The sequence below is a fragment of the Acetobacterium tundrae genome (assembly GCF_008086615.1).
In the GTDB taxonomy this organism is placed as follows: domain Bacteria; phylum Bacillota; class Clostridia; order Eubacteriales; family Eubacteriaceae; genus Acetobacterium; species Acetobacterium tundrae.
Genome location: NZ_RXYB01000002.1, coordinates 284,452 through 294,986, shown reverse-complemented (window position 1 = coordinate 294,986; position 10,535 = coordinate 284,452). Strand labels below are relative to the sequence as shown.

The following is a 10,535-nucleotide window of genomic DNA, read 5'->3' as shown; positions in this document are numbered from 1 at the left end:
AAGAAATCCGGCACACAATCGGACGCAAAGAAGAATACCAACTGCGTAAAGAAACCATCGAACGAGTCTTTGGCACGGCCAAGGAACATCACGGGATGCGCTATACACAGTATGTCGGGAAGGCCCGAGTTGCCATGCAGATCGGGCTAACTTTGGCATGCCTGAATATGAAAAAGCTGGCAAATCTGCTGTACCGGAAACGAATCCGTTTTGTATTACCTTCACGTTTTTCCTATTTTTTCATTTTCCGGCAGCAATATAAAAACCCGATCACAGCTTTGTTTGCTTGTAATCGGGTTTGTCTTCGCTCTGAGGCAGCCTCATCTCTGAGGCTGCCTTTATCAATGTAAAATAATGTAGCTAAAAGCTTACATCATTGGCATTCCGCCACCCATTCCACCAGGCATACCTGGCATATCTTCGCTTGGAAGATCAGCAACTGCTACTTCAGTTGTTAAGAACATTGCAGAAACGCTTGCTGCATTTTGAATCGCCGAACGAGTAACCTTGGTTGGGTCAATAATTCCAGCTTTAAACATATCAACATATTCGTTTTTAGCTGCATCATAACCAACACCAACTGGTTTCCCTGCCATCTGAGAAACGATAACAGAACCTTCTAAACCAGCATTTTCAGCAATTTGTCGCATCGGTTCTTCGATCGCTCTACGGATAATGTAAGCGCCAGTTTTTTCATCCCCCTCAAGGGTTTCGATTAATGCATCAACTTTAGGAATCGCATTAATATAAGCAGTACCGCCACCAGATACAACCCCTTCTTCAACAGCTGCTCTTGTCGCGTTTAAGGCATCTTCAATACGGTATTTGATTTCTTTTAATTCAGTTTCTGTCGCCGCACCAACTTGGATGACAGCAACACCACCGGATAATTTCGCTAAACGTTCCTGTAATTTTTCACGATCATAATCAGAAGAAGTTTCAGGAATCTGAGCTTTAATTTGGCGAATTCTTTCATCAATAGCTTCTTTATTTCCAGCGCCTTCAACAATAATGGTGTCGTCTTTGTCAATTTTAACCTGACGAGCACGACCTAATTGTTCAATAGTAACAGATTTTAATTCTAATCCTAATTCATCAGAAATAACTTCCCCACCTGTTAAGGTTGCGATATCAGCTAACATTGATTTTCTGCGATCGCCAAAGCCTGGTGCTTTAACAGCCACACAGTTAAAGGTTCCCCGTAATTTATTAACAACCAAAGTTGCCAATGCTTCTCCTTCAACGTCTTCTGCAATGATAAGGAGTTTCCCGCCAGTTTGAACAATTTGTTCTAAAATTGGTAAAATTTCCTGAATATTCGATATTTTTTTGTCGGTGATTAGGATATATGGATTATCTAGTACCGCAACCATTTTTTCAGTGTCAGTTACCATGTAAGCGGATAAATAGCCACGATCAAATTGCATACCTTCGGTAAATTCTAATTCGGTTCCCATTCCTTTTCCTTCTTCAACAGTAATGACGCCGTCATCGCCAACTCTATCCATTGCTTCAGAAATAAGTTTTCCAATTTCAGGATCTGCTGCAGAAATAGATGCAACTTGTGCAATAGCTTCTTTGCTTTCAATCTTTTTGCTGTTGGCTTTCAGTTCTTCAACAACTGCAACAACGGCTTTTTCAATTCCCTTTTTTAGAACCATTGGGTTTGCACCGGCAACAACATTTCGGTTACCTTCTCGAACAATTGCCTGCGCCAATAAAGTTGCGGTAGTTGTACCATCTCCTGCTACGTCATTTGTTTTAGTGGCAACTTCTTTAACAAGTTGAGCACCCATATTTTCAAATGCATCTTCCAACTCAATTTCTTTTGCAATGGTCACACCATCGTTAGTGATTGTTGGTGATCCATATGATTTACTCAAAATAACATTTCTTCCTTTTGGTCCTAATGTCACTTTGACGGTATCTGCTAGTTTATCTACACCAGTAATTAATGCTGCTCTGGCATCTTCACGAAATCTAATCTCTTTAGCCATGTTTATTGTCCTCCTAATTTTTTTGATTTATTTTTGATTATTCTACGATTGCTAAAATATCAGCTTGACGAATGATTAAATATTCGTCTTCCCCAATTTTAACTTCGCTGCCTGAATATTTTGAATAGATGACTTCATCATCTACTTTTACATCCAATGGCACTTTTTTGCCATCTACAATTTCGCCAGTTCCAACTGCAATAACTTTACCTTGTTGTGGTTTTTCCTGTGCAGAACCTGGTAAAAGAATTCCACCGACGGTTTTTTCTTCTTCAGCTTTAACTTTAATAACTACTTTGTCACCTAATGGTCTTAAACTCATTTTTTTCCTCCATTGATTATATTTGGGTACCACGTACCTTTTATTTTAGTTATTAGCACTCATTCTTCCTGAGTGCTAATAGTATTTTAAATGATTCTTAGGATGATTGCAAGATGTTTTTTTTCTTTTTACACATCTTTAGCTTTTTTTAAGATTGTTTTAAACTTTAAAGAGTTAGTTGCTCTCTTTATATAAAACGCACTCCATTTTTTAACGGGTTCCTATTTTCAGCCCCGGTATGCCGTTAAGGCTTAAGTCACTTACGGCACCGTTGATAAAATTATAATAAGCCATCGACCCAATCATGGCGGCATTATCCGTGCATAAAATTGGATCCGGGTAATAAAGAGACAACCCTTCTTCCTTCGCTGCATCTGTCATCATCTGTCTCAGCAAGCTGTTGCAGGATACCCCGCCAGCCATGCAGATTTTATTCATATGAATGCCTTTAGCACAGGCAATGGTCTTTTTTACCAAAACTTCAACCACAGCTATTTGAAAGGAAGCGGCGACATCATTCACAACAATGGGTTCGTTTTTCATTTTCTTACTGTTGATATAATTCAGAACCGAGGATTTCAGTCCACTAAAGCTAAAATTATATTCCTTTTTATCTAAAAACACCCTTGGGAAGGCAATCGCCTCCGGATTGCCTTTCTTTGCCGCACAATCAATAGCCGGCCCCCCGGGATACCCAAAGCCCAATACTCTTGAAATTTTGTCAAAGGCTTCCCCTGCCGCATCATCGATCGTTCGGCCAAGGACTTTAAAGGTCTGATAATCCTCAACTAAAACCAAATGGCTGTGACCGCCAGAAACCACCAACGTTAGAAATGGCGGTTCTAATTCAGGATATTGCAGAAAATTTGCTGCAATGTGCCCTTCAATATGATGAACTCCGATGAGAGGCTTGTCCAGACTGTAAGCGATGGCTTTTGCTTCTGACAGCCCTACCAGTAAAGCGCCAATTAATCCCGGACCGTTTGTCACACCAATGGCATCGACATCTTCTAGTCTCATTTTAGTTTCTTCTAACGCATCTTCAATAATATAGGGTAGTTTGGTAATATGATTTCGGGATGCGATTTCAGGAACAACGCCGCCATATTTTTTGTGAATATCAATTTGCGAATAAATCCGATTGGTTAGTATTTTGCGGCCATCTTCAACAATGGCTACAGATGTCTCATCACAGGATGTCTCAATGCTAAGAATTTTCATGTTTACCTCAGTTATTTAAATTTACTTTTATATATCTTGTCTTTACAAATATAATCTATTTTTATTTCGTTTCCAATAAAGAACTGTTCCTGTCATAACAGTCGTCACACCTAAGGGGACGAGTGTGTAGATCACCATTCGGGAGATCAGGTTAAAAAAGAAGGGTTCCGGTACAATCCAAATTATCCGATCCGTTGCCGGATCCATTAACCATAAATTGTTGGAGAAAAACAATTGATGAAAAAGGGTGAACGATGCATCAAAATTAAAAATAAAACAACCTCCAATGATGATGAAAATTCCCAGATAAATAGCGGATCCGTAAAAAAACGATTTGATTATCGCTGCCGGATCTTTTTCCAATAATACCACAAATAAAATGAGTGCAGCTGCAAGTGCAATGTCCCGAAGTGCTAGGAAGAACTGGAAAAGATTTCTTACATCCACCATATGGGTGATTTCTTTCTCATTAAAAATAGAAACGTACGCCAATTCCTGTTGGGGATTTTTCTGTGTCAGACGAGCCTGAATATCGAAATCAGCACGGTCTCCTTTTAGAAACGAAAGTATTTCATCAACCACCAGCTTCATATCATCAGGATAAATTCCGGTATTTTCTACTACATCGTTCGCTTGCATTTGCTGCATGAAAAATGTTTTGTCAAATACGGCGCCTTCAACAGCCGTCACGAAAATAATAAATGGAAATATAATTCCAAGTATGACCGAAATAATGGCAATCCACTTATTATTATTTTTCATATTCAAGGTTGTGCCTCCACATGATAAAACCATCTATTCCATTACCATAATAGTTTTTTCGAATTCCTTCTTTTTCAAAGCCATTTTTTTCATAAAATTTAATAGCCGGATCATTATCCGTACTTACTTCAAGCGTCATTCCCACACACCCGTTCTGGCAGGCGTGCGACAGCATTTCTTTTATAATACTGTCGCCAATACCGCAATGACGATATTTTTCCAGAACACCAATATTTGTGATATGCGCTTCATCTATTACCAGCCAAAATCCGCCAAAACCGACAATTTCCCCCTCCAACTCTGCCACAATATAATTTGACAAAATATTTTCCGTCTCATTCTGATAAGATTCCAGGCTCCAATTATGGATAAAGCAGTCTTGATCCACCCTAAAAACCCCAGGCGTATCCTGGGGTTTCATCAACCGATAGCTGATCATTTCTTGTGTTCCTCAGCATAGGATGGACGAATGTAAACCGGTTCGATCTCTCGATAATGGCTTACTTTCCCTTTTAATGCCCGTTCTAAAACAAGCGCTGCTGCGGATGAAGCTCGGTTCATATTGAGATAATTGGGAACACTTACCCCGGTTGGGCAAGCTTTTAGTAGTGTTTCTGAAAATCGGGGCAATCCATCCCCTAAAAAATAGATGGGTTCCTCCCGATTTTTTAGAAATTCTAAGAGAACATCAATTTCCATTACTGAATCTTCCGTATCCCGTACTAAATGCCCGCCTTCGAAATGGAATGCTCCGGTATAGGTTTGATTTCGTTGAGCATCTAAAATCGGGCAGACAAGACCATTTGCAAATGGAATATTCATGGCTAGACCTTCAAGGGTTGAAACCCCCACCACTGGTTTATTCAGTGCCTGGGCAAACCCCTTGATTGTTGCCATTCCGATGCGAAGTCCGGTAAAAGATCCGGGACCGGAAACAATGCCAAAAACATCAATGTCTTTAATTGAAAGACCTCCATCAGTTAGTAAATGATCGACCGAGATCATGAGTTTTTCCGAATGTTTTTTTTGATGATTAATAATCATTTCCCCAATGAGTTTTTCTTCATTGAGTATGGCAACAGAAGCCACAATGCTAGATGTATCTATGGTGAGTGTATTCATTTAGATATCCTTTTTTTGTTATTTATTTTGCCATTTCTTTCAATTCCTTGTCAATTTCTTTCAGCATTTCATCTGAGAAAAAGTCTTCAGGCAACAACTTTTGGGCTTTATCAAGGCAAACGCCCATTTTAATGGCCATTTGCAGATAGTCACTTTCAAAGGTTTCGTCATCAAAGTATTTTCGGAGAATGACCATCGCATCTTCATCATCGACAAGATCTCTTATTTTTGAATGAATGCCGATTTTCTCATCCTTATTTCCGCCAAAGAGATTTTCGAAAAAACCTTTCTTCTTTTCTTTGCCGTCAACCAACATCTCAAAAGTCAGGCCTTCCAGTGATGCATCAGAATTAACAAGGCTGATAATTTTTTTAATGCTTTCTTCTGTAAAAATCCCTCGGGAATATTCAACGATTTTTCTCAAAGGGGTATTTTCCAGCGTAGCAATCAGGAAGGCATCGTCCATGTCTTGCCCAGCACCCATGATTTCTTCGAAACCTGCAAGTAGGATCTTTAAGATTGTCTGTCCACGGTCTGTTTTTTCAAAATCACCTATATATGAAAATTGATTAATGGGATGAATCAACTTCTGAGTGATTTCCACTGGATAAACGACGGGCAAATCCCGGCTGGAAGCACCGATATAAATTTCGTGTGTTCCTGATTCGTGTTCCCATCGCTTTGTGGTTGGATTATAAAACATAAAATCATTCAGATCAACGTTAAAGCTTATCTCAACGGATTGACCCGCTGGGATAAACACTTTTTTAAACCCTCGCAGTTCTTTTAACGGCCGAGTGATTTGGGAATGAGTATTGCCGGTATATAGCTGAACAATTTCCTTGCCGTTCATTTTTCCTGTATTGGTAATACGGCATTTCACAAGAACGGAACCATCAGCATCTAAAACTAAAGGCCCTTGTTCAATTTTCTCATACTTAAAAGTCGTATAACTCTGCCCATAACCAAAGGGGAAACGAACCTTCTTTTTAGTGTAATCATAGTAACGATACCCCACAAAAATACTTTCTCCAAAAACAACTTCATCCTGGATTCCCGGGAAATTGATATAAGCTGGCGTATCTTCCAGTTTCATGGGAATGGTTTCCGCTAGTTTTCCACAGAAATTGTTTTCCCCGAACAGAAGATCGGCAATGGCGTCTCCGCCTGCCTGACCACCTAAGAACATTTCAACAATAGCTTTGGGACCGTTTTCCCAATTCATATCAACAACACCACCATTTTGAACAATGACCACTGTTTCTGGCTGGACTTTGCAAATCTTATTGATCAATGAAATCTGCTTTTTAGGAAGGTTCAAATGGGCCCGGTCATACCCTTCTGATTCATCATGATCTGGCAATCCCACAAATAAAAGCGTTAACTGGGAATTTTTTGCCAACTCCACTGCCTGTTCTTCTAAATGGATCTGCTCAACCACTTCATCGTGAATATATCCCTGATGCGGCAGAATTTGAATGTCGTCACCTGCTAGTATTTTAATATGTTCATAGGGTGTATCAATATGATAGGGATTGATTTTTGAGCTGCCGCTTCCCTGATACCGGGGATCAAAAGCCATACTGCCGATCACCGCCAGTTTCTTTATTTTGTTTCGATCGATTGGTAGAATGTTGTCATCATTTTTCAATAATACCATGCTTTCAAGAGCCACCAATTTAGCGATTTGATGATGTCCTTTCGGTTCAATCTCCGTGGGTGACGGAAAGCTTCTTCTATTCTCCTTTGCAAGAAAAGAAAAGCGAATGAGACGCTCCACCATTTCATTTAGAAGACTTACTTTTAATTTTCCTTCTTTAATGCGATCAAAGATCTTCCGATTGTTAATGCCACCATTGCCAGGCATTTCCAAATCCATGCCGGCCATAACCTCTTTAACCCGATCAAACGATGCATTCCAGTCGGAAATGACAATACCGTCAAATCCCCATTCATCACGGAGTACCCTTGTTAAGAAATAACGGCTTTGAGACACAAATTTTCCATTGATGCTATTGTAAGAGCTCATCACCGCCATCGGTTCGCCTTCTTTTACGGCAATCTCAAATGGTTTCAGATATATTTCCCTTAAAGCACGAATATCGATCTTTTCATCAATGGTCATCCGACGGGTTTCCTGACTGTTGGCCAGATAGTGTTTGACTGTGCATCCTACTCCGTGACTTTTAGCACCAAGAATAAAACTAGTCCCCAATCGGCCAGAGAGTAGTGGATCTTCTGAAAAATATTCAAAATTACGTCCGCACAAAGGCGAACGTTTGACATTAATACCCGGTCCCAGGATCAAATCGACTCCCAGAGCTCTCGCTTCGAGGGCAATGGTTTTTCCTACAAATTCAAGAAGTCCTTCATCCCAGGAGCAGGCCGTGAGCACTGCTGGCGGAAAACAGGTCGCCGGTTTTCCCTCGGCAACGCCAATACTACCACTGCCTTCCTCAACCCGCATGCCGTGAGGTCCATCAGCCATCATTACCGGTTCAATACCATATTGGGGGTAACTTAAGGTCTCCCATGCGGTATTACCTGAGCAGAGGGATACCATTTCTTCCAGACTCATGTTTCTTCTAATTTTTTTTATTAACCCTTCATCCATAATAATCTCCTTAGTGGATTAACCATCGGATTGTTTAATATCTTTAATCATTTTTTTAAACAATTAATTCAGGGTTTTATTCGATGATCATTTTTTATAATATTTACCCACTATATTATTTTTTACCCATCGCCAATGACTTAAGGGCACAGGCATCTACGGCAGAAATAACTGCGTCTCTGAAGCCTTTTGCTTCTAAAACACGAACGGCCTCAATCGTCGTTCCCCCCGGCGTACAAACTTGATCTTTTAATTTAGCAGGATGCTCTCCCGATTCAAGGACAAGCTTGGCCGAACCGTATACTGCTTGAGCTGCCAAACGATAGGCCTGATCTCTCGGAAAACCATGAAGCACTCCTGCATCTGCCATTGCTTCGATAAAAATCATAACATAGGCTGGAGCTGAGCTGGCGATTCCAGGAACCACTTCCATTAGTTTCTCACTGATGATTTCCGTTTTTCCAAAGCTATTAAAAATCGCGATAACATCTTCAATGTCTTCAGTCGTCATATGATTATCCGGGCAAATGGTTGAATCCGATTCGCCAACAAAAGCCGGCGTACTGGGCTGAGTTCTGCATACTTTTATATCCTTTCCCAACAGCTCTTTAATATCTCCAAAACCGATACCAACGGCAATGGAAATAATGACCACTGTAGGTTTAACACTTTTTGCAATTTCTTCCAATACTTTATAATATAGAAATGGTTTTACCGCCAGAACCAAATAATCCGCTTTTTCTGCCACTTTCATATTGGATCCCAGGACAGTAACCCCAAAACTTTCCGCTACCTGGATTCTTGATGCCTCTGATGGGTCAAAGCACAAAATATTTTCAGGTTTAAACAACTCACTTTTAGTCAAACCACCCATCATGGCTTTTGCCATGTTTCCGCAACCTATAAAACCTATTGTATTTTTCATTATTACTCCAATTCCATTAAATCCATTAAAACGATTTAAATGATTATTTTATCTGTATACGTCTATTCTAGACTTTAATATGAGTCAACGCAAATCTAAAATGCAAAAACCCATTAATTTTTCAAATTAATGGGTTGATTTATCAATAAAGTATCATACATCAATTATTTGGTTGGGTTCGCCAAGATCGTACCGGCAAGGCCTGTTCACCTTAAAGCAATCAACGCAGTGTAACAATTGTCAGTATAATTTGCCAATATTTACCTAATATCTAATTGAATTTTGCAATATCCGTACGGTATTGTGCCCCCTCAAAGTGAATCTTGCCAATATTGTCATAAACTGTTTTTCGGGCTGCTTCACGGGTTTCGCTTAGCGCGGTGATGCAAAGCACACGACCTCCATTGGTCAGAAGCTTGCCATTCACCAATTTTGTACCAGCATGAAAAACGATACAATTCTTAACGTTATTTATTCCAGTAATGACTTTTCCTTTTTCATAGAATCCGGGGTATCCGCCAGAGGCAATGACGACCGTAACGGCTTCCTTTTTGCTCCATTTAATGTTGCAATCTTTTAGTTCTCCATCAATCACGGCTTCCATGATATCCACCAAATCAGATTCCATTCGCATCAGCACACTTTGCGCTTCGGGATCACCAAATCGCACATTGAACTCCAGCACTTTGGGCACGCCGTTTTCGATCATCAAACCAATGAACAAAATTCCTTTAAAATCCATATCATCGGCAATCAGACCGTTGATAATGGGATCCAAGATTTCTGCTTTAATCCGTTTGTTCAGGTCTGAGTCTGAAAATAAAACGTTGGGAGAATAGGTCCCCATGCCGCCAGTGTTTAAACCCTCATCGTTATCAAAAGCTCGTTTGTAATCCTGTGCGCTTTCCATCGGAACAATCGTTTTCCCGTCTACAAAGCACAACATCGAAGCTTCCTGGCCGGTGAGAAATTCTTCAATGACCACCTTGTCTCCGGCTTCTCCAAACTCTTTCTTTTTCATGATCATTTCCATACCGTCTCGGGCATCCTGCTCATTTTCGACAATCAGAACACCTTTGCCAGCAGCCAGACCATCGGCTTTGATGACCATTGGATAACCATAGATGCCCAGATCTTTGATGATTTCATCATAATCGCTATATTCTTTATATGCCGCCGTTGGAATATTGTGTCTGAAAAGAAATTCTTTGGTAAAAGCTTTGCTTCCTTCAAATTGAGCACATTGTTTGTTGGGTCCAAAAGCTTTCAGACCTTCCGCTTTAAACGCATCCACCATGCCTAAAACCAACGGAACTTCCGGACCCACAACGGTCAGATCGATGTCATGTTCTTTTGCAAAAGCCAGACAACCGGGAATATCTTCGACGGATAAATCCACGCATTCTGCCAATTCTGCCATTCCACCGTTCCCCGGGGCAGCGTATATTTTATCGACTCGGGGACTTTGAGCTATTTTCCAGGTCAGCACATGCTCCCGACCGCCGGATCCTATCATCAATATTTTCATCTATTTCTCCCTGCTTATATGAATTTTGGATTCTGTCATTTTGC

General features: G+C 40.4%; 9 protein-coding genes and 1 pseudogene. 1 reads left to right on the top strand and 9 read right to left on the bottom strand.

Annotation, left to right across the window (positions count from 1 at the left end; genetic code table 11):
* Positions 1 to 191: pseudogene (locus FZC40_RS17730) on the top strand (transposase); the annotation flags it as partial.
* 177 nt (positions 192 to 368) lie between these two features.
* Here FZC40_RS17730 and groL read toward each other — a convergent pair.
* From groL to purD, 9 genes are all read right to left on the bottom strand, one after another.
* On the bottom strand, positions 369 to 1,997 hold the full coding sequence (gene groL / locus FZC40_RS02830; RefSeq protein WP_148602422.1) for a chaperonin GroEL: 1,629 nt from the start codon (positions 1,995 to 1,997) through the stop codon (positions 369 to 371).
* 37 nt (positions 1,998 to 2,034) lie between these two features.
* Positions 2,035 to 2,319, bottom strand: coding sequence for a co-chaperone GroES (groES, locus tag FZC40_RS02825; RefSeq protein ID WP_148602421.1), 285 nt, complete (start codon positions 2,317 to 2,319; stop codon positions 2,035 to 2,037).
* 210 nt (positions 2,320 to 2,529) lie between these two features.
* Positions 2,530 to 3,540 carry a tRNA (adenosine(37)-N6)-threonylcarbamoyltransferase complex transferase subunit TsaD gene (gene tsaD / locus FZC40_RS02820; RefSeq protein ID WP_148602420.1) on the bottom strand — a complete coding sequence of 337 codons (1,011 nt, stop codon included), beginning with the start codon at positions 3,538 to 3,540 and terminating at the stop codon, positions 2,530 to 2,532.
* Between the two features lie 42 nt (positions 3,541 to 3,582).
* The gene (locus FZC40_RS02815) at positions 3,583 to 4,302 is read right to left on the bottom strand and encodes a TIGR01906 family membrane protein (RefSeq protein WP_243135730.1); all 720 of its coding nucleotides are present in this window, start codon (positions 4,300 to 4,302) and stop codon (positions 3,583 to 3,585) included.
* Positions 4,292 to 4,741, bottom strand: a complete 450-nt coding sequence (gene rimI / locus FZC40_RS02810) for a ribosomal protein S18-alanine N-acetyltransferase (RefSeq protein WP_148602418.1) — start codon at positions 4,739 to 4,741, stop codon at positions 4,292 to 4,294. The genes FZC40_RS02815 and rimI overlap by 11 nt, the downstream gene beginning before the upstream one ends.
* On the bottom strand, positions 4,738 to 5,424 hold the full coding sequence (tsaB, locus tag FZC40_RS02805) for a tRNA (adenosine(37)-N6)-threonylcarbamoyltransferase complex dimerization subunit type 1 TsaB (RefSeq protein ID WP_148602417.1): 687 nt from the start codon (positions 5,422 to 5,424) through the stop codon (positions 4,738 to 4,740). Before tsaB ends, rimI begins: the two co-directional genes overlap by 4 nt.
* A gap of 22 nt (positions 5,425 to 5,446) precedes the next feature.
* Positions 5,447 to 8,038 (bottom strand): beta-glucosidase, encoded by a 2,592-nt coding sequence (locus tag FZC40_RS02800; RefSeq protein ID WP_148602416.1) that lies wholly within the window; start codon positions 8,036 to 8,038, stop codon positions 5,447 to 5,449.
* Between the two features lie 115 nt (positions 8,039 to 8,153).
* Positions 8,154 to 8,963, bottom strand: coding sequence for a pyrroline-5-carboxylate reductase (gene proC / locus FZC40_RS02795; RefSeq protein ID WP_148602415.1), 810 nt, complete (start codon positions 8,961 to 8,963; stop codon positions 8,154 to 8,156).
* 271 nt (positions 8,964 to 9,234) lie between these two features.
* A complete protein-coding gene (gene purD / locus FZC40_RS02790; RefSeq protein WP_148602414.1) occupies positions 9,235 to 10,491 on the bottom strand; it encodes a phosphoribosylamine--glycine ligase in 1,257 nt (418 codons plus the stop codon).
* Between the last annotated feature and the right edge of the window lie 44 nt (positions 10,492 to 10,535).

Coding starts and splice junctions, on each gene's coding strand:
- groL (WP_148602422.1), bottom strand. CDS start 1,997: ATGGCTAAAGAGATTAGATTTCGTGAAGATGCCAGAGCAGCATTAATT.
- groES (WP_148602421.1), bottom strand. CDS start 2,319: ATGAGTTTAAGACCATTAGGTGACAAAGTAGTTATTAAAGTTAAAGCT.
- tsaD (WP_148602420.1), bottom strand. CDS start 3,540: ATGAAAATTCTTAGCATTGAGACATCCTGTGATGAGACATCTGTAGCC.
- FZC40_RS02815 (WP_243135730.1), bottom strand. CDS start 4,302: ATGAAAAATAATAATAAGTGGATTGCCATTATTTCGGTCATACTTGGA.
- rimI (WP_148602418.1), bottom strand. CDS start 4,741: ATGATCAGCTATCGGTTGATGAAACCCCAGGATACGCCTGGGGTTTTT.
- tsaB (WP_148602417.1), bottom strand. CDS start 5,424: ATGAATACACTCACCATAGATACATCTAGCATTGTGGCTTCTGTTGCC.
- FZC40_RS02800 (WP_148602416.1), bottom strand. CDS start 8,038: ATGGATGAAGGGTTAATAAAAAAAATTAGAAGAAACATGAGTCTGGAA.
- proC (WP_148602415.1), bottom strand. CDS start 8,963: ATGAAAAATACAATAGGTTTTATAGGTTGCGGAAACATGGCAAAAGCC.
- purD (WP_148602414.1), bottom strand. CDS start 10,491: ATGAAAATATTGATGATAGGATCCGGCGGTCGGGAGCATGTGCTGACC.